The 18,535-nt window shown below is 57.4% G+C and carries 18 protein-coding genes; 15 read left to right on the top strand and 3 right to left on the bottom strand.

The genetic code is table 11. The annotated features are described in order from the left end of the window. The first annotated feature begins 27 nt into the window (after positions 1–27). The 11 genes from M9920_15730 to M9920_15680 all read left to right on the top strand — a co-directional run bounded on the left by M9920_15730 (position 28) and on the right by M9920_15680 (position 10,794). Positions 28–855: a DUF1559 domain-containing protein gene (locus M9920_15730; GenBank protein MCO5053729.1), complete on the top strand. Its 828-nt coding sequence runs from the start codon at positions 28–30 to the stop codon at positions 853–855. Between the two features lie 92 nt (positions 856–947). Then, the gene (locus M9920_15725; GenBank protein ID MCO5053728.1) at positions 948–1,466 is read left to right on the top strand and encodes a hypothetical protein; all 519 of its coding nucleotides are present in this window, start codon (positions 948–950) and stop codon (positions 1,464–1,466) included. Between the two features lie 434 nt (positions 1,467–1,900). Continuing rightward, a complete protein-coding gene (locus M9920_15720) occupies positions 1,901–3,967 on the top strand; it encodes a hypothetical protein (GenBank protein MCO5053727.1) in 2,067 nt (688 codons plus the stop codon). A gap of 132 nt (positions 3,968–4,099) precedes the next feature. Beyond that, a complete protein-coding gene (locus M9920_15715) occupies positions 4,100–5,419 on the top strand; it encodes an RHS repeat-associated core domain-containing protein (GenBank protein ID MCO5053726.1) in 1,320 nt (439 codons plus the stop codon). An 11-nt stretch (positions 5,420–5,430) separates the two neighbouring features. After that, the gene (locus M9920_15710; protein MCO5053725.1) at positions 5,431–6,234 is read left to right on the top strand and encodes a hypothetical protein; all 804 of its coding nucleotides are present in this window, start codon (positions 5,431–5,433) and stop codon (positions 6,232–6,234) included. A 247-nt stretch (positions 6,235–6,481) separates the two neighbouring features. Further along, positions 6,482–6,727, top strand: a complete 246-nt coding sequence (locus M9920_15705; protein ID MCO5053724.1) for an addiction module protein — start codon at positions 6,482–6,484, stop codon at positions 6,725–6,727. After that, positions 6,705–6,992, top strand: coding sequence for a type II toxin-antitoxin system RelE/ParE family toxin (locus M9920_15700; GenBank protein ID MCO5053723.1), 288 nt, complete (start codon positions 6,705–6,707; stop codon positions 6,990–6,992). The genes M9920_15705 and M9920_15700 overlap by 23 nt, the downstream gene beginning before the upstream one ends. 345 nt (positions 6,993–7,337) lie before the next feature. Next, the gene (locus tag M9920_15695) at positions 7,338–7,568 is read left to right on the top strand and encodes a DUF433 domain-containing protein (GenBank protein MCO5053722.1); all 231 of its coding nucleotides are present in this window, start codon (positions 7,338–7,340) and stop codon (positions 7,566–7,568) included. A gap of 9 nt (positions 7,569–7,577) precedes the next feature. Continuing rightward, complete coding sequence (locus M9920_15690) at positions 7,578–7,907, top strand: DUF5615 family PIN-like protein (protein ID MCO5053721.1); 330 nt, start codon at positions 7,578–7,580, stop codon at positions 7,905–7,907. A gap of 541 nt (positions 7,908–8,448) precedes the next feature. Next, positions 8,449–10,041 (top strand): SDR family oxidoreductase, encoded by a 1,593-nt coding sequence (locus M9920_15685; GenBank protein MCO5053720.1) that lies wholly within the window; start codon positions 8,449–8,451, stop codon positions 10,039–10,041. A gap of 72 nt (positions 10,042–10,113) precedes the next feature. Beyond that, positions 10,114–10,794 (top strand): hypothetical protein, encoded by a 681-nt coding sequence (locus M9920_15680; protein MCO5053719.1) that lies wholly within the window; start codon positions 10,114–10,116, stop codon positions 10,792–10,794. A gap of 13 nt (positions 10,795–10,807) precedes the next feature. On the opposite strand, the gene M9920_15675 is transcribed toward M9920_15680, so the two are convergent. Then, positions 10,808–12,076: a sn-glycerol-1-phosphate dehydrogenase gene (locus tag M9920_15675; GenBank protein ID MCO5053718.1), complete on the bottom strand. Its 1,269-nt coding sequence runs from the start codon at positions 12,074–12,076 to the stop codon at positions 10,808–10,810. A gap of 280 nt (positions 12,077–12,356) precedes the next feature. Continuing rightward, positions 12,357–13,142: a hypothetical protein gene (locus M9920_15670; GenBank protein ID MCO5053717.1), complete on the bottom strand. Its 786-nt coding sequence runs from the start codon at positions 13,140–13,142 to the stop codon at positions 12,357–12,359. Between the two features lie 298 nt (positions 13,143–13,440). Between M9920_15670 and M9920_15665 the strand changes: the two genes are divergently transcribed. Next, positions 13,441–14,370, top strand: coding sequence for an N-acetylglucosamine-6-phosphate deacetylase (locus M9920_15665; protein MCO5053716.1), 930 nt, complete (start codon positions 13,441–13,443; stop codon positions 14,368–14,370). Positions 14,371–14,377: 7 nt separating this feature from the next. After that, positions 14,378–15,160, top strand: coding sequence for a glucosamine-6-phosphate deaminase (locus tag M9920_15660; GenBank protein ID MCO5053715.1), 783 nt, complete (start codon positions 14,378–14,380; stop codon positions 15,158–15,160). 60 nt (positions 15,161–15,220) lie between these two features. On the opposite strand, the gene uxaC is transcribed toward M9920_15660, so the two are convergent. Next, a complete protein-coding gene (gene uxaC / locus M9920_15655; GenBank protein ID MCO5053714.1) occupies positions 15,221–16,648 on the bottom strand; it encodes a glucuronate isomerase in 1,428 nt (475 codons plus the stop codon). Between the two features lie 321 nt (positions 16,649–16,969). On the opposite strand from uxaC, the gene M9920_15650 reads away from it, so the two are divergent. Both M9920_15650 and M9920_15645 read left to right on the top strand, forming a co-directional pair. Then, complete coding sequence (locus M9920_15650; GenBank protein MCO5053713.1) at positions 16,970–17,440, top strand: hypothetical protein; 471 nt, start codon at positions 16,970–16,972, stop codon at positions 17,438–17,440. Positions 17,441–17,448: 8 nt separating this feature from the next. Continuing rightward, positions 17,449–17,952 (top strand): hypothetical protein, encoded by a 504-nt coding sequence (locus tag M9920_15645; protein ID MCO5053712.1) that lies wholly within the window; start codon positions 17,449–17,451, stop codon positions 17,950–17,952. The last annotated feature ends 583 nt before the right edge of the window (positions 17,953–18,535 follow it).

The following is an 18,535-nucleotide window of genomic DNA, read 5'->3' as shown; positions in this document are numbered from 1 at the left end:
CGAAGGATTGGTTTATCAAAGCGGGCAATGAGCCAATCTTTCAACCGGTCGCAAAACGCATTGCGCCCGTCGCGACCTCCGGGTTTCACCCTGATCGAGCTGCTCGTCGTCATTGCCATCATCGCGATCCTGGCGGCGATGCTGCTTCCCGCATTGGCGAAAGCCAAAGCCAAGGCCAAACAAACCGCGTGCATCAACAACCTCCGCCAGATTGGCGTGGCCACCGTCATGTACGTCGGCGATTGGAACAAGTACCCGGGCTGCCTCTTCACCCCCGCCACGCTGCCCAACTTCTATTACGTCTGGCCGCCGCGCCTGCTGACCTATATGGGTAACAACCGCGCCGCGTTCTGGTGTCCCATGGCCAATCCGAACAGCGCCTGGGATACGAACCTCAACAAAATGCCCAACGGGCTGGGCGCCACCGGGCCGGGAGGTGTTCGCGATCCCTACGGCATCACGCACACCACCCGCTTCTCCTACGGCTTCAACGACTGGGGCTCGTTTCCGTCCGGAGGCAGCCTTGGTTTGGGCGGAGACGTGGATGTGTTCCCGGAAATCAAGGAATCGCAGGTCAAGCGACCATCGGAAATGATCATGTTGGGCGACAGCAAACCGGACGCCTCGTTTGATGGCAACATTGATCCCACTACTCCGGCGGAATGGCCTTCCAACCGGCATCAAACGCGAACCTGTCTGATGTTTGCCGATGGCCATGCCGAAGCCGTGCGCCGAAAGGAAGTGATTGATCCCGCCAGTGACCTCTGGCGTCGCCGTTGGAACAATGACTATCTGCCACACCGCGAAAGCTCCTGGGTCGTGAATCCCGCGGTGGAAGCGCGCATTGATCCGTAACGCAGCCACTCGTCTGCGGATGAACTCCCACGCCAGATTGCAACGCAGAAAGAAGATTTGCCCAGCAAACTGGTAGCTGCAGAAAATAACTTATGGCAAAAAGACGCTTTTCCATTGATACAATTGCGTTCTGCGTATTTCTCGTGTGCGGAGTCATACTTTTGCTTCGCTTTGCCAAACGTCATGCCTCAGTAGAGCAGGACCGGATATTTGTATTTTCTGAAAGCTTTGCCTCATCCGTCCGTATTCGTATTCCTTCGGGGAATTCTTTTACTTTTGCTTTGGGTGTGCCGTCTTGGGTTGATACAAACAGTTGGAATTTTAGTGGTGAAATTCTTCTAGAAAAGAACACTCAACTAGTTTGGCAAGCCATATTAAATCCTTCAAATGTGACTCTCGGTTCCTGGAGCAAACGGCACAATTTACGATGGATGGCCGTTCGAGGGAAACCAACGGAAAATTTGCCACTCGTTCCGATGCAAGATTACAGCATCTTCATAGCCGTAACAAATCTTGCGGGATGTTCGCTTTGGCTAGAGCGGTCCACCGATATTCGTGGCCAATCTGAAGTACAAATCTACCCCAACACACCAACTAGTGCTCCCCAGTGAGATGAATATCCCCTCACCCCGGCCCTCACGGGGAGCAAGGAGGGTGGCCGTCAGGTCGGGAGAGGGGAAAAGCGGTTAATTCCAAAGTGGCTACAACCGCGAAATACGCGAACGGGAAGACAAGGGAACGAATGGCAAGAGAATGGGGAATGGGGGAGCACCGCCGCCCTCGGCGGTAGTCGTTCGCGTCTCGCGGACGACATCTGGTGCTGATAACTGAAACCGGTAGGGCGCGTCACTCCGTGCGCGCCGTCGGGTGATGCGGGGATGCGGAACTGCGGCGGGACGCCGCAGCCACATTGTTGTCCGTAGAGTTTCGGGATGAATTCTCTTGAACGCTTCGGATTCAAATTCATACTCCCGTTCGAATTACGCTGCCTGAATCGCAGTCGGCGTGACGAACCCTAAAACTTAAACTCAGTCGTACGTGGATTATGTCATTGTCTGTCTTCCGGATTACGGTCTCCAACTGTTGGCGTTGGCTGTTGATCGCCAGTGTCGTTGTGCCCTTTGCGGTAACTCCCACCCGGGCCGACGTGTCGGTACGGATGTCCATCTGGCATGGGTATGACTTTTACTATCCGAACCCGAGACTGACCGCCACCAATCCGCCACTCACCTTTCATTGGCTGGAGTCCGCCAGCGGACGGGTGTGGCGGCAGCTTGGCGATACCAATGGCAACAGCGCTATCTTTCTGACCAACGATCTCAATACCGTGATCCAGGAATGCACCAACGGTCTGTGGAAATTATACCTGAATCGAGGGCATCCCTCGGAGGAACTCTACGAGTTCGCGGTGTCCATTACCGACGTTACTCCAGAAGTGTTGGGCAATGTGACAATTCTCTTCCCGACAGACCAGAGCACCGGAGTGACCGCCACCCCGACTTTCACATGGACGGGACCCGACAACCTGCCGTCCATCTTCGTTAGCGCGTCGCATGATGATGGTGGAGGTAACAGCTATTCGGCTGATCTCCCCGGCTCAGCCACGCAATGGACTTTACCCGGGCCATTGACCCCTGGTCCCAACACGTTGTTCGTTCAATATCTCAGCAACAACTTCTCGGGCATCACTTTGTCCACCCCAACCAACGCCTTGGGAGTGGCGTTGCCGGATTGGACGGGCGCCGGGGACCTTTACAGCTACAAATTCTCCGACTTCACCGTGGAGGGCGGTACGGACGGAGACAGCGAACTGGCGGATGCCGTGGATCAGCCGACGGGCGTCTGGACCACTGGCGGTGACGCCGCCTGGTTTCGTCAGACTGACGAGACCCACGACGGCACGGACGCGGCGCAGAGCGGCGCCATTGATCATGACGAAGCCTCCTGGATTGAAACCACCGTGACGGGGCCGGGCGTTCTGACCTTCTGGTGGAACGTTTCCAGCGACGACTCGGACGGCTACGATTACCTTGAATTCACGGTGAACGGCGATAGCGAAGCGGAGATTTCCGGCGATTGGGGTTGGGACTATTATGAAATCAACCTGCCTGCTGGAACGCATACCTTGCGTTGGACTTATTACAAGGATGGCGATTCCACTGCCGGCGCCGATGCCGCCTGGCTGGATGAAGTTCAATTCCTTCCGGAAATCGAATTGTTCATGACCCTGAGCATCGAGCGCACGTCCGACCCGCTTAATCCGGGTTTCCACGTCTTCCCCTTGATTAACTTCATTCAACCCGCTCCGATCACCTCGCACGAGATCGTTTCGCCCGACAACACGTTCAGTGCCTATCGGGGCAGCGACGGCGAGGAGTACAGCACCTCTTCCGTCCAACCCACCCTGGCGGAGCTGATCGCGGCGGTGGAAGCGGGAGACTGGACGATTTACATCAATCGCGGGCACCCGTCGGAACGGCGATACACCTTCCACGTCACCGTTGATACGCTCGAGCTGTCGGATTTGCCGGAGGCCAACGTTACTTCGCCTGCGGAAGGGCAGACCGACGTTGCGCCCGATCATGTCTTCACCTGGACCGGTCCAGCCGATTACGATTATCTCTATCTCTACTCGTATCTGGCCGGCACCAACACCCCCAGCGGCGGATACACGAATCTCGCCTCCGACGTGGTGAGCAGTGTGATGCCCAATCCGCTGGCGCCCGGTACCAACGCGCTGTATCTTAATTACACGCGGAACGATTTTCCGGGAATTTACCTCAGTGAACCTGAAGACGCCTCGTTCCAACCGCTGACCGGCTGGCAGGCCCAGGTCAATCTGGTTTCCGGCCAGACCCGCAGGTTTGTCGTCGGCGCCGCCGAACCGCCGGCGACCCCGGTGCAAATCCTGAATCCGTGGCACACGGGCACCAACTTCAGCTTCTCACTGATCACCCAGGCTGGCCGCACCCACACCGTGCAATCACGCACCAACCTCAGCACCGCCCCCTGGGTGAACGTCACCAACTTCATCGGCAACGGCGACATGATGCAGTTGTTTCTGCCGAACCCCGGCACGCCGGAAACCTATTACCGCGTCGGCACCCAATAACGGCCACACTCGCCGTTCAATTCGCGTTTGACCGTCCGATCTCTCTCGGAGTCCAGCGTGTGACTTGATCATGCGGCGCATTGCGGGGCGGGGGCTGGCATGGTTTACTGAGCGCAGCTTTTAAGAGCCCGCATGAAGCATTGGTTGACATTGTTGTTGAGCCTCGTCGCCTTGACCGGGGACACGCATACCGCCCCGGCGCAAGCCGCAGCCGACCAGTACGACTTCGAGAACCGCCTCGTCCGGCGGACGGTTTCCGGGCAGACCACCGACTTTGTCTATGACGGCGACGGGAATCTGGTGGTCAAGGTGGAGACGGCGGGAACGGACCCCAAGACCACGGTGTTCATTGTGGACGACCGCAACCCGACGGGTTACGCGCAGAATGTGGTGGAACTGGTTTCTGAGAATGGCGATCCGTTCATCAAAAGCCGCTCCTATCTGTTCGGGCATCAGTTAATCCGGCAACAACGCGGGACCGAGGCGGAGGAGTTGTTTGGGTATGACGGGCACGGCAACGTGCGGTTTGTGCTCAATGCCGAAGGGGTGATGAGCGACCGCTACACGTATGACGCGTTTGGGGTGGTGATTGAGCCGAGCGGCAGCACGCCAAACAGTCATTTGTACTGCGGGGAGCGGTTCGACAAAGACCTGGGGCTGTATTACCTGCGGGCGCGGTATCTGAATCCCGGCACGGGCAGATTTTGGACGATGGACAGCTATGAGGGAAACAACCAAGACCCACTCTCTCTGCATAAATACCTCTATGCACATGCCAACCCGGTGAATGGCGTAGATCCCTCCGGGCACGAGTTCAACTTCATTGGGACGTTGTCAGCCTTGACAACTGCTGAAGGGCTACAAGGCATGAAGGCGGGGGTTGAGACGAAAGTGCAATGGGAGATGCGGGACATGGCGAAGCAACTCCTGAACGATCTGCTCCCAACCGATAGAAATCAGAAGCTTGGACTGGAGGGAGAAGAAGTCTGGGTGAAATACCTCAACAAGATTCCAGGCTTCAGGGCCATTCGTGCCAAAGGGCCGGTCAGCACCGTTGGTCCTGACGTTTACGGGGTGGTGGTCAAGAATGGTCGCATCGTTCTCTTCGTTGGCGAGGTCAAGGCGAGCGAGGGCAGATTGCCGGGAGTTGCCCAACTGAAATGGAACATCATGAATGGAATGCGCCAGATGTCGGCGAGATGGCTGGACGAATATGCGTCTAAGATTCTTGATGGCATGGTGGACTTGGGGCTGCACGAGATGGGACTTTCAGAATTGCGCCAATACATCAAGCAGGGGAAAGTAGAGGCATACTTGCTTGGCGCGTTGAAGGAATGGACAGATTGGCGAATCAGAGGCTTCAGGTTGATGCATTTGGGTGATGACGAAGTAATCCCAGACATCTCCGAAGGCGGTTTTCCTGAGATTACGAACGAACACGTTGTTCGCTGAAACTGAATCAAATGAAACTGACTGTTGATAGCCTAGAGGATAGTGTTCGCAAGGCGGCGATGATCGCTGAATTGGATAAGCCGTTGTCGAAAATTGACATCGAAGTTCTAAAGAATGACGGCTTTTCGGCAGCACGAGGGTTTGCTGCAAATTGCATGAAATGGATTTGGCTACAGTGGTTGATGGCCGGATCGGAAAACGACGTTCGTGCAAAAGTGGGGGCGTTTGTGGAAAAAGGGATCAACATGCAGGACACATCTTCGCAGTTCTACATGCGCCCGCACGCCGACTTATACCTGCTTCACTGTGCGATCTTCGGTTCCAGTCAGGCGCAATTGGAAAAATTGGCCGGTCGCGTGGTTGATGCGTCGGGGATCGGGGGGAACGAACCCAAAGACGATGGGGAACTTTATGCGAGTGCTTGGTGCGGGATGCTGAAGTATTCAATCCTTGGAGACGCAAAGAAGGCCGAACGACAATCCGAAGTGATATGGGCGGCATACAGGCCGCCTTCATTTTCAGCCGCGTCAAAGCTACTCGTTTCACCTTGGCTCAAAGGCGACTGGAATGGTTTTGTTAAGGCACAGCGAAAGGACTTTGAGAAACTTTGGGCACGCGGCCGCAAAGACGGAACGGTTCGGTCAGAAACGGCAGAAGAAATGGTAGTCACGGTGCAGCGGTATCCCATCGAGCAGAAATGGTGTTGGGCGCACTGTGGTTTGGCGCTGCTGGCTTACCGCCGAGGCGTTGAAGTTGCCACCGATCCATTTTGGTTGCCTGCGCACGCTCTCACATGTTTGGACGTTGAAAAGTAGCCCAACCGGTGTCCCGCCAAACGGTGTAAGCAAACTCGTCGCGTTCAACGCGCCCCGACCGCTCGCCGCCCCGCGCCGTCATGGTGGCTGCGGGAACTCGGAAGGGGCAGCCGTCCTGCCGGCGCGGGCCTGCTCGCCAAGACAATATCGGTCTGCCCGTGGCGTCGTTCGTCGCGCTGTCGTCACCGGCAGAACAAAATCAAGGCATCGCTTGTCAGCCGGGCGGTGAAGACGATATTATCCGCGCATGAGCGTGACCGCTGAAAAAGTCGCTGAAATGCTGGCCTTGCCGGAGCAGGATCGGGCGTATCTCGCCCGGCAACTCATTGCCAGTCTTGATGACGCTGTGGACGCCGACGCCGAAACCCAATGGCAGGAAGTCATTGACCGCCGTTCCCGCGAGATCGAGGCCGGCAAAGTCAGTTGCCGTCCGGTGGCGGAAACCGTCCGGGACATTCGCGCCAGTCTCCATGCACATCGTCAGCCATCCTGAAGCCGATCAGGAACTGGAAGGCGGGGCACTGTGGTATGAATCCCGGCAGCCGGGCCTGGGCGATGACTTCCTTGACGAGTTCGAATCCACCTTGCGCCGCATCGTGGCTGAGCCGGAACGCGGGCGCAAAATCCGGGGTGACAATCGCAAGCTCAACTTTCACCGCTTTCCCTACGCCATCGTTTACAGCGTGCGGGGCGACGTTCTTTACCTCAAAGCCGTGATGCACTTGCATCGCCGCCCGTTTTACTGGCAGCACCGCTGAAACCTGCCGCCCAGTCGAGCGCAACGGAGATCGCGCCCCATTGGGTTCGCACGCTTGGCGTTCGGCTGTCGGGCCAGTGGCCCGTTCCACCCAAACTCCAATCGAATTGTTCCGGCCAAGACAAAGTGAGTCTGCCCGTAGCGTTGTTCGTCCCGGTGTCCGGGAGGGACGAGATGCTTTGAAGTTGGAATGTCGCTCCCGGCCCTCGCGCCGCGCCACCAAGTTTTACCCCCGCGTCAACATCCGCAAGCGCATCGAAGTGCATCGGCTGACGCACCCCGGCCGAGCTGCCGCAGGCGGAAGCAAAGCTTGAGAAAAAGCGGCCCAGCCAGTAAGGTGGCCCGTATGAAATACATGGATCGAATCACCTTCAATCCCAAGCAATGCGGTGGACGCCCCTGCATCCGGGGCATGCGCATCCGCGTCAAGGACGTGCTGGACTTGCTGGCCGCCGGGGTGCCGGAGAAACAAATCCTGGAGGACTTTCCCTATCTGCAACCCGAGGACATTCGCGCCTGCCTGGAATACGCGGCGCAAGGGGCGGATCATCCGGTGCTCGTATTGGCCGAATCATAAGGCCGGCGCGTGTGCTTTCTGATAGACGCCCAACTGCCGCCGGCGCTGGCGCGCTGGTTGCGGGAGGCCGGGCACGACGCCAAGCATGTGGAGGACGTGAATCTGCGGGAGGCCGAAGACTCACCCATCTGGCGCTACGCTCTGGAAAACCAAACCATCCTGATTACCAAGGACGAAGATTTTGCCGCGCGCGCCAAGCAAAGCGGCAACGCGCCGGTGATCGTGTGGTTGCGCGTGGGCAACGTGTCCAACCGTGTTTTGCGGCAATGGTTACTGCCGCAGTTGCCGCAAATCCTCACCTGGATTGAGCAGGAGGTTCGGGTGCTGGAAATCCGCTAAGCGCCTCCCGCTTTCTTCCCCTTAGCCGCTCTTGTAAGCCACCTGAATGCTCGCCGCCCCGCGCCGTCATGGCGGCTGCGGAATGAAAGGTCAGCCGTCGTGCCGCGCGGGCCTGCTCGCTAAGCTGGAACGATGCTGTTGGTTCAAGTGGAACGGCCAACTTGGCCGTTCTGGGCGGCAACCTGCCGCCCAGTCGAGCGCACGGAGATCGCGCCCCATTGGGTTCGTACGCTTGGCGTTCGGCTGTCGGGCCAGTGGCCCGTTCCACCCAAACTCCAATCGAATTGTTCCGGCTAAGACAAAGTCAGTCTGCCCGTAGCGTTGTTCGTCCCGGTGTCCGGGAGGGACGAGACGAATCCAGTTTGGTGTCTCTCCCGGCCCTCGCGCCGCGCCACCAAGTTTTACCCCACGTCAATATCCAGAAGTTGATTAAAGAACCGAGTCGCCGTGGCATGACGGAAGGTCGAAGCGCTGCTTGACGGCACGGGCGAAGGCTTTACGCTTTGGCGTTCCGCTTGCCAAAGGCGAACGGATGAAACGGATGTCCAACTCAGAACATTTGCCGACCGCGGCGTCGAGTCGCCAGGCTCTCGTGCAACGGTTACGTCTGGCGGCAGCAGCACTGGAGGCGGCGGTCGCGGATCGCACGTTGTTGACGGAACTTTCCAGCGCTGAACGGGTGCGCCTGCTCAAAGTCGCGGGCGACGTTTATTGTCCCGACGTGCGGGCGCGGCGGCGGTTGGTGAAGGAGACTTCCAAACGGCGCAAGCAGGAGCGTCAGCACCGGGATCAACAGGTGCTTAATGAAACCGGCATTCGCGCACTGCGCGCCAAGCCAGTCTTCACCACGCCGAACCTGCCGCCGCCACCGAAACTGGAGTCGGTTGGAGGAGCAACCCCCGACGCAACGGCTGGAGTCCAAGAACCGCAAAACTGCTACATTTGCAAAACGGACTACACGACCATTCACCATTTTTACGATCAACTTTGCCCCGCCTGCGCCGAGTTGAATTTTCGGAAACGAACGGAACTGGCCGACCTGCGCGGTCGGGTCGCGCTCTTGACGGGAGGCCGGGTGAAGATCGGTTATCAGGCGGGGCTTAAATTGCTGCGCTCGGGAGCGCGGTTGATTGTGACGACCCGGTTTCCGCGGGATGCGGCTTCCCGTTATGCGGCGGAAGCCGATTTCGCCGATTGGCAGGAGCGGTTGGAAATTTTCGGTTTGGATCTGCGGCACACTCCCAGTGTGGAAGCGCTTTGTCGGCACGTATTGGCGCAATACGATCGGTTGGATTTCATCGTCAATAACGCCTGCCAGACGGTGCGGCGTCCGCCGGATTTTTACGCGCACATGATGCGGCAGGAGAGCGAGGGGTTGGTTCAGTTGAGCGCGGCCGCGCGGCGGTTGCTTGGCGGTTATGAAGGATTGCGGGCGTATCAATTGCAGTCGGAGGCCGGCGCCGTGGCGCGCCACGCGCCAGCTCCGGACGAGCCGGTCGTGACCCGGCCGGAACTTTCGGAGATCGGGCTGACACATTCGGCCTGGCTTTCGCAAGTGCCGTTGCTGGCGGAAGAGCAGGGGATGGCTGGCGGTTTATTTCCGCAGGGCCGCCTGGATCAAGATTTGCAACAGGTGGATTTGCGCGACCACAATTCCTGGCGCATGCGGTTGCACGAAGTCTCGGCGGTGGAATTGCTCGAAGTGCATCTGGTCAATGCGGTCGCGCCGTTCATCTTCAACGCCCGGCTCAAACCGTTGTTGTTGCGCACGCCGGAGCGCGACAAGCACATCGTGAATGTGTCAGCGGTGGAGGGGCAGTTTTACCGGAAGTTCAAAACGACGCGCCATCCGCACACCAACATGGCCAAGGCGGCGTTGAACATGATGACGCGGACGGCGGCAGCGGATTATCACGCGGACGGCATCCACATGAACGCGGTGGATACGGGCTGGGTGACGGATGAAGACCCGCATCAGATCGCGACGCGAAAGCGCGCCGAGCACCGCTTCCATCCGCCGCTGGATATTGTGGATGGCGCGGCGCGGATTGTGGACCCGATCCTGTCCGGGTTCAACACGGGCGAACATCTCTGGGGTAAATTTCTAAAGGATTATCGGCCGACGGATTGGTGACCAGGAGCCGTTGCGCGGCGGCCCGGGTAAATTTTTCTTGAAATGAATGTTTGAGAAGCACAGTTCGAAATCATGTTTTGGAGCGATGTAAAACAATTGCTGGAAGCCGTCCTGCTGATTGTGGCGGCGGTGTTGCCCGTGGTGAATCCGCTGGGTAGCGGCCCGATTTTTCTTTCCATGACGGAGGGGTGCGACCGTTCCACGCGAGCCGAGTTGGCGCGCCGGATTGCGCTCTACTCCTTTGGATTGCTGCTCGGCTCCATGCTGTTCGGGTCTTTCGTGCTGTTGTTTTTCGGACTTTCCGTGCCGATCGTGCAAGTGGCGGGGGGCGCGGTGGTTTGCGCTTTGGGTTGGCGGATTTTAGCCGATGAAGGCAACAACTCGGCCACGGTTACGGCGGACGCGCAACAAGCCCGGCACATTGCGCTGGGCCGGGCCTTTTACCCGCTCACGTTGCCGGTAACCATTGACGCGGGAGTGATTTCAGTGGCGATTACCGTGGGCGCCAACCATTCGCACACCGTGAGACATTCGTTGATTCAATTCTTCGCGGCGGTTTTGGGTGCGATCATCATCTCGCTGACAATTTCCGTTACCTACCGCTACATGGCGCCGCTCAGTCGCTGGGTGGGCAACCTGGGCATGCAGGTCATCTTGCGACTGTCGGCTTTCATCACCTTGTGCATCGGGGTGGGTATTTGCTGGAACGGGGTGAAGGCGTTGCTGGAAGGAATAGGGCTGGTGGCGAAGTAAAACGGCGCGAACCTCAGTCCGTCGGCCAACGCCCGTGTGGCGCGAAAATCTCATTGCAACAACGGTCCAATAAACCGGTGCGCGCCGCCACGTCCAGCACGGTGAAACGGCGGCGAATGCAGAGCGCCAACCAATAACTTTCGCGCAGCCGTTCGCGCGTGATGCCGATGGCTTCCGGCGCCGTCGGCGCTCCGGCGGCTTTCAGCATCTGGCTGAGTTCGGTGAAGGGCAGCAGTTGCCGTGGCAATAGTTCGCGCAACGCCGGCCACCGGTGGCGCAGGGTTTCGAGTTGTTCGCGCAACTGCGGCGGCGTGGGTTGTTTGGCCGTGAGTTCCCGCCGCGCACAATCCAAAAGTTCGCCGGCACCGAACCCGATCCGCGCGCGGTTGATCCAACTTTCAGTCGTCGGCCAGGCGGCGACGCAAGCGTCCACGTCCAGTTGTTCGAGCGGTTGCGCCAGGAGTTGTTCATACAAAGCCGTGACCGCCAGCGTGCCGATTCCGACTTTGAAACCGTGCGAGGGGGCGCGGCCCTGGTGCGTGTGGTGTTGCATATCCCACAGATGACTGAACTGATGTTCGGCACCCGAGGCGGGGCGGCTGGATTGCGCTGATTGCATGGCAAAACCTCCGAGCAGCAAGCCGGTGATCAGTTTGCCGATGGCGTCGGGATCGCCGGTACGAATTGCGGCCGGATTGGCGGTCAGCTCGCGCAACCGTCCCTGCACAATCGTCCACGGTTGCGGATCAATCGGTTCGACGCCCAACGTGTCGGCCAGGATCCAGTCGGCGCCGGCGGTGATTTTCGCCAGCAAATCCGCGTAACCCCACGCGTTCATTTCCGGAGGCGCGTTCCGAATTATTTCCAGATCGGCAATCACCACGGTCGGCGCGGGGCAGTGGAAGGTTTGCTTGGAGACTGCCTGGGTGATGGACGCGCCAAAAGCCGTGTAGCCATCCATGGACGCCGCCGTCGCCACACACACGTAGGGGCGGCGGGTGCGGTGCGCTGCCAGTTTGGTCAGGTCGTTAATGGTGCCAGAACCGACGGCAATTGGCACCGCATCGTGGGCGCGCAGAGCGGTTTCCAATTCGGCAACGAAATGGTGTTCAGCGTAGAGCTTCGGATCGTGGAAAATGAAAGGAGGCTGGCTGGGATGATTGGCTGAGTGAAACGCGGCTTGCACGGCAGATCCAGCAATGGAAAACATGTTCTCATCGGCAACGATGACAGCGGGACGGTTGCCGAATTGCGCCGCGAAAATCTCGGGTGTTTCAGACAAGAGATGCGAGCCGATTTTAAGAACTCGGGTTTCGCGAGCCGCTTGGAGCGCGGTTTCGAGAGTGACTGTGGATGGCTGTGGCACTGGCATGGCCGGTGAGCATAGCCTAAACCGGTCAATCCGGTCGAACTTTTCCCGGTGGTGTTTTGATCCACTTGCCTGACCAAGTGCGGGACGATCAACCCTCCGGCCCATTTGCGTGCGGAGACGAGAGCATTGAGTTTCGGATCAAAATAAAAAAGCCGCCATTGCTGGCGGCTTGAAAGAGAAAGGTAAAACTTTATTGACGACGGGTTTTACGGGCCAGCAACAGGCTGATGCCGCCAATCAATCCCAACGCCATGGTGGTCGGTTCGGGAATGACGGTAACGGTCAAGTTGTCAAACCAGACATCCGCGCCCGCACTGCTAAGGCCAGAGCCAATAACGATGGAATCGTAAGCCACATTGGCAGTGATGCTGTTGGCTGAATCGAACAGCCCGTTTACATACCATTCAACTGTATCGCCCTTGATCAACATGCCCAATTTCGTCCAATCGCTCGCCGCGACGATCGAGGCGCGAGTGGCAATGTTTCCGGTCAAGTCTCCCCAGCCAGCATCGTTACCGGCATAAATACGTTTGTTGATTAGCGCGGTATTTACACCTGAAGAGTTAAAACCCAAGGCGAGCAGTTGATTCAGTGCGCCATCGTTGTAAGCGCCATTGGCATAGGAACGTAGCTCGATGTATTGTCGTGTGCTCCAAATATCCACATCCAGATCAACCATGAACTCAACCAATAGCGGCGCCGCGTCCGTCGGGGCTACCGGACCACCGGGTAAATTAAACCACATTCGTTCGAGGCTGTTGGCGGATGGAGTACCAAAGTGAATGGACTGTGAAGAGTTGTATCCTTTCTCAGTGTCCAGAAGAACGGGGGCATCTGGATACATCTGCGTATAGGTGCCGCTAAGAGCGGAGGTGTCGTTATATGATTGATAGTCATCGGAGAATATAGTTTGCCCAATCAACGAGCCGCTGATTGAAACCACTCCGAGCGAGATGAGTAATGACTTTGTATTCATAGGTTTCTTAACAAATCCTGACCCTGTGCAAATGCGGCGGTAGTTGAACAGTTCGTCGCTCTCGGGTCAAGAGATTTTGACAGAGATTTTGCCTGAATTTGCCCTGAACGCGTAAGTTCGGTTCTGACGTGGTCCATCGGGTGGGGCGCGGCGATCGCAGTTTGCACCCGACGTGATGTTTCAAGGTTTGTCCTTTGCCGAGAATTGGCTCAGGATACGTTTTTCGGTGACAGGTTCAGGCGTGGAAAAACCGCCGATCAGTTTATTAAACCACGATGCACCGGATGGTTCGCAAATTGTGAAACGCAGTCTTTTTGATATTCAAGTAAATGGCTTTGCTGGAGTGGATTTTCAAGCCGCCACTTTAACGCTGGCCCAGGCCCAACAAGCCGTCGCGGCGTTGACCCGACATCAGACGCATCGGTTTTTCGCCACCTTGATTACTGACACTATTCCGGCTTTGTGTTCCAAACTGGAAAATCTGGAGCGTTTGCGCGCGGCGGATCCGGTCGTGGCGGCGGCGCTGTGCGGTTACCATTTGGAAGGACCGTGGCTTTCGCCTGAACCGGGTTTCTGTGGAGCGCATGATCCGCAACTCATGGCGCCGCCCGATCTGCGGCATTTCGAACTATTGCAGCAGGCCGCCCAGGGGAACCTCCGCTTGGTCACGTTGGCGCCCGAGTGGCCCGGTAGCGCGGAGTTTATTCGATACTTAACCACTGCCGGAGTGCAGGTCTCATTGGGCCACACCAATGCCGCTGACGAGACAATCGCGGCCGCAATTACGGCGGGCGCCCGTTTTTGCACGCACTTGGGCAACGGCACGCCCATTGAATTGCACCGGCACGATAATGTCATTCAACGCTTGCTGGCGCGGGATGAATTGACGGCGTTTTTTATCCCGGACGGAGTGCATTTGTCGCCCGCGACGCTGCAAAATTTTTATCGCGCCAAACCGGTTGGCCAGGCGCTCTTCACCACCGATTGCATGGCGGCGGCGGGGATGGGCGCGGGACGCTATCGGTTGGCCCACTTGGAAGTGGAGGCGGGCGCGGATCAAATCGTTCGCTTGCCGGGAACGGAGCAACTGGCCGGGTCCGCTCTCTGTCCGGATGTCGGCGTGGCTAATGTGCAACGCTGGCTGGGTCTGGACGCGGCCACCGCTCGCGCTCACTTTTCGACTTTAATCGCCGCGCACTTTAATCTCGAACTGCCGTTGATCGAATGACGCGTTTATGAATTTTGACTCCAAGCATTTCCAAGTGGATCAGTTGCGAGTGCAGGTGCATGCGAACCGGTCCGGCATGGGTGACGCAGCGGCCTCGCGCGCGGCCCAGGTGTTGCGCGAGCGGATCGCGCAGCAGGGCGCGGCGCGAATGATCGTGGCCAGCGCTCCGTCGCAGGATGAATTGATCAGCAACCTTGCTGCGGCCCCGGATATTGATTGGTCGCGGGTGGTTATCTTCCACATGGACGAGTATGTGGGGCTGGCGGCGGATCACCCGGCGAGCTTTCGACGCTATCAACAGGAACATTTGCTGACAAAAATTCGCCCGGCAGCCTTTCATGGTATTCGTGGTGAGGCGAAAAATACGATTGCAGAATGTCAGCGGTACGCGGCGTTATTGCGGGAAAAACCGATTGATCTGGTCTGCCTTGGCGTTGGCGAAAACGGGCACATTGCCTTCAATGATCCGCCGGTGGCGGATTTCAACGATCCACAAGCCGTCAAAGTGGTGGAGCTGGATTCGGCCTGTCGCCAGCAACAAGTGAACGACGGTTGCTTTCCGGATTTTGCTTCCGTTCCGCAACAAGCCATCACCTTGACCTGTCCGACGCTGCGGTCCGGGCGCACCTTGGTCTGCGTCGTGCCGGGACCGCGTAAGGCGGCGGCGGTTCGCGCCATGTTGTGCGGTCCAATTGCCACCGCTTGTCCCGCCAGTGTTTTGCGTCAGCACCCGGATGCGACGCTCTATTTGGATGCGGCCGCAGCAGAGTCGCTGCCACCAGATCGGTAAGCCGACCGAACACCGCACACGAGCGTTTGCCAATGTGCGCGTTTAACGGGGCGTCGCGGGTTAATTTTCTTTCTGCGCGGTGAGCATATCCGGCAGGTCCAGATACTGTCTGGCGTTGTGGTAACAGAGGTTGCGGATCATGTTGCCGAGCAGGTTCAGGTCATTTGGCAATTCGCCATTTTCCATTTCGCGACCGATCAGGTTACAAAGTACCCGACGGAAATACTCATGGCGCGGAAACGACATGAAAGAGCGCGAATCAGTCACCATGCCGACGAAGCGCGACAGCAGCCCAAGATTCGAAAGCGTGTTGAGTTGCCATTCCATGCCTTCTTTCTGATCGAGAAACCACCAGCCCGAGCCGAACTGGATTTTCCCGGGTATGCTGCCGTCCTGAAAATTTCCCATCATGGCGGCGCAGACGTAATTATCCGCTGGGTTCAGATTATAAATGATCGTCTTGGGCAACGCGTTTTCCTGATCCAAGCGATCCAGATATGCCGCCAGCGTTTGCGCTTGCGGAAAAGTGCCGATGGAATCGCAGCCCACATCGGCGCCCACGGCGCGTAACAGCCGCGTATTGTTGCCGCGCAATGCGCCCAGGTGCAACTGCTTGACCCAACCGCGTCGCGCATCCAATTGCCCAAAGAAGACCATCATAAATGTGGCGAATTGGGCGCGCTCGCTGGGCGATATGGTTTGGCCGCTACGCGCTCGCGTAAAAATTTGGGCGACGGTTTTTTCCGGACCAAATTCCGCGTAACAATGTTCCAACCCATGATCGGACAGGCGGCAACCGTGGGCGTGAAAGTAGGCATGACGTTGTTCCAGCGCCGCGAGAAAATCCGACAAGGTCTGGATATCCACCTTGGCAGCGGCGGCGAGTTGATCCGTCCAGGCATTGAAAAATTGAGGCTGATCCACCGCCAGCGCTTTATCCGGTCGGAAAGCGGGATAGATTTTCGTAGCGGAGTCCGCCGCCGCCAAGCGTTCATGATGACGCAGATCATCAACCGGATCATCGGTGGTGCAGAGTGCGCGAACCTTGAATTTTTTCAGAATTCCTTGCGTGGACAAAGCCGGGGTGGCGAGTTGCTCGTTGGCCCGTTCCCAAATCTGCCGCGCGTTGGCGGCATCCAGCAGAGCCTCCACGTCGAAGTAACGTTTGAGCTCCAGGTGCGTCCAGTGATGGAGCGGATTGCGCAAGGTATGCGGCACCGTGGCCGCCCAGGCCTGGAACTTATCGAACGGCGCGGCGTCACCCGTGCAAAATTGTTCCGCGATCCCGTTGGCGCGCATGGCCCGCCATTTGTAGTGATCGCCCGCGAGCCAGATTTCGAACAGGTTGGCGAACTGCCGATTGTCGGCGAGGTCTCGGGGCGGGAGGTGATTGTGATAATCTAAAATGGGTTCGGCCGCCGCGAACTCGTGATACAAACGCCGCGCCGACTTGGTGTGCAGCAAAAAATCGTCGTGAATAAAGGTCATAACCCGGCAACGATTTGAATATCTACCAGCCCGTATGGCAATTGCCAACTGACATTATCCACTCTGCCGCCGCGTTTTGAAGCCACTCGTCTGACGACGGCGATACGCGCTTGTTTGTTTTGGGTGGTTTGGGCCGCCTTACCGAGGCTTTGAGTCCTGACGACCTTGTGATTCAATCAGGTGCAGCTAATCGCCAAAGGATTGGGAAGGGCTGGGGCGCATCCCGATGGACAGAAGCCCACAAAGATCCCATAATTCTGACGATAAAAAACATGACGACAACTTCCACTCCCAATTGCCGGGCAACTAACCGTTAGTCCGATGAGCGCGTCGCTACAAAAGGAACGTCGTCCATTGCTACCGCTTCTCCTTTTGCATTTTGCAGCGGCAGCCGCGTGTTTCGTTTTCTTCACAGTCGTTCCTATCGTCGGCTGCCTCGTCCTCATGGCCATTGGGAACGATCTGGGCGGCCCGATGTTCTTCCCCATCTTTGTCCTCGGGGTTCTTCCCTTTGCAGTCGTCATTACTGCCATCCTGGCTGGTGCGGCACTCTTGAGTGATCTGCTTCGTCGGCATTACCAAGTTCCGGTTTGGTTGCCGCCGATTGTGGTTTTTCTACTGGTGACCGGCATCACTTGGCTTTCATTTAGCGGTGCTCATCCAGCCGTGCCACCGATTGCTGGAGCTATTGTCGCCCTCGCGTTCATCGTCCATTGGACGGCAATTTCTACCGTCTGGTTTTTGCCGCGTCTCTTGTTTCGCCTTTTTCGAGTTCAGAAAGCACAACCATAGGCTAAGCCATGCGCTCATCACTTCTGATCATTTTCGTTTTTACACTCGTTATGGCCGGCTGTGCGCCGCCAGCGGCCAAAGGGCCGCTTTCGTTTCAGTTGCCTCCAGATTGGAGTATGGAGTATCAGTCACCCGGAGGACTTCATTTCTATACCGTGATAGCAGGCACACCAGACGGAGGATTGCTGATGTTTTCACAGTGGCCACCGCCAAACAAACCGCAGGAGATACCGGGATTGGTTCAGAAGATCGCCGACGGCTTTCTGGATCAGGCGAGGAAGTCGTCCGAGTTCTCGCTTGCCACTCAGGAATACCGGATCGAGCAATTCGCCAGCATACGGTGTCAGGGGAGTTATGCTGTGTTCCAGACCAATAACGGCGGCACGAATATATGGCAAACCGTGTTCATGATGAGCGTGGATGGCAGAGTATGGAACGGCCAATTTACGGGGCCATCGAACGCTTGGATTCAGGCAATTGGATTACTAAAAAGTATCAAGGATGATAGCTAACCCTGCACGTAGCGAGCCGCCAGTGGCTCCTGTAATTCACGATTTTATGATGATCAACTTGAACCGTTTCAGTCCAATCCTCGCTCCCGACCCGGTGTTCACTGAACTGGGACGATAGACCACTGCGATGCCCACACTCAGCCAGCACGCTTGTTTTAGTTGTCGGAAGGTTTTCAAAAAACCGCACGAGTATTCAGTCACGCCGACAGTCCGCCGGTGTCCGCAGTGTGGCGGCGAAATGGTTGGCATGGGCTATAAGTTTCGGGCGCCAAGAACAAACGATGTTCGAGGATGGTCACGCATCGAGACAGCCTTGCGGGAAGGACGCAATTATGGCATGCCCACAGTCAGAAAGCAGAAGCCGAAACCGAAACTTTCACCACAACTGCGCATTGCACTCGGAGTGTATGGAAAGCGAAAACCGAAGACCGTGACCTAACCGCCAAAGTCTTGGGAAGGACTGGAGCGCATCCCGATTGGACAGAAACTCACAAAGGCCCCATAATTCTGACGATAAAAACATGACGACAACTTCCACTCCCAATTGCCGGGCAACTGAGTGTAGGCGCTGTGATTGTGTTGC

Source organism: Verrucomicrobiia bacterium, from assembly GCA_023953615.1.
Taxonomy (GTDB): Bacteria; Verrucomicrobiota; Verrucomicrobiia; order Limisphaerales; family JADLHS01; genus JADLHS01.
This window is presented reverse-complemented; position numbering and strand designations above follow the sequence as displayed.

Coding starts and splice junctions, on each gene's coding strand:
- M9920_15730 (MCO5053729.1), top strand. CDS start 28: ATGAGCCAATCTTTCAACCGGTCGCAAAACGCATTGCGCCCGTCGCGA.
- M9920_15725 (MCO5053728.1), top strand. CDS start 948: ATGGCAAAAAGACGCTTTTCCATTGATACAATTGCGTTCTGCGTATTT.
- M9920_15720 (MCO5053727.1), top strand. CDS start 1,901: ATGTCATTGTCTGTCTTCCGGATTACGGTCTCCAACTGTTGGCGTTGG.
- M9920_15715 (MCO5053726.1), top strand. CDS start 4,100: ATGAAGCATTGGTTGACATTGTTGTTGAGCCTCGTCGCCTTGACCGGG.
- M9920_15710 (MCO5053725.1), top strand. CDS start 5,431: ATGAAACTGACTGTTGATAGCCTAGAGGATAGTGTTCGCAAGGCGGCG.
- M9920_15705 (MCO5053724.1), top strand. CDS start 6,482: ATGAGCGTGACCGCTGAAAAAGTCGCTGAAATGCTGGCCTTGCCGGAG.
- M9920_15700 (MCO5053723.1), top strand. CDS start 6,705: ATGCACATCGTCAGCCATCCTGAAGCCGATCAGGAACTGGAAGGCGGG.
- M9920_15695 (MCO5053722.1), top strand. CDS start 7,338: ATGAAATACATGGATCGAATCACCTTCAATCCCAAGCAATGCGGTGGA.
- M9920_15685 (MCO5053720.1), top strand. CDS start 8,449: ATGTCCAACTCAGAACATTTGCCGACCGCGGCGTCGAGTCGCCAGGCT.
- M9920_15680 (MCO5053719.1), top strand. CDS start 10,114: ATGTTTTGGAGCGATGTAAAACAATTGCTGGAAGCCGTCCTGCTGATT.
- M9920_15670 (MCO5053717.1), bottom strand. CDS start 13,142: ATGAATACAAAGTCATTACTCATCTCGCTCGGAGTGGTTTCAATCAGC.
- M9920_15660 (MCO5053715.1), top strand. CDS start 14,378: ATGAATTTTGACTCCAAGCATTTCCAAGTGGATCAGTTGCGAGTGCAG.
- uxaC (MCO5053714.1), bottom strand. CDS start 16,648: ATGACCTTTATTCACGACGATTTTTTGCTGCACACCAAGTCGGCGCGG.
- M9920_15650 (MCO5053713.1), top strand. CDS start 16,970: ATGAGCGCGTCGCTACAAAAGGAACGTCGTCCATTGCTACCGCTTCTC.
- M9920_15645 (MCO5053712.1), top strand. CDS start 17,449: ATGCGCTCATCACTTCTGATCATTTTCGTTTTTACACTCGTTATGGCC.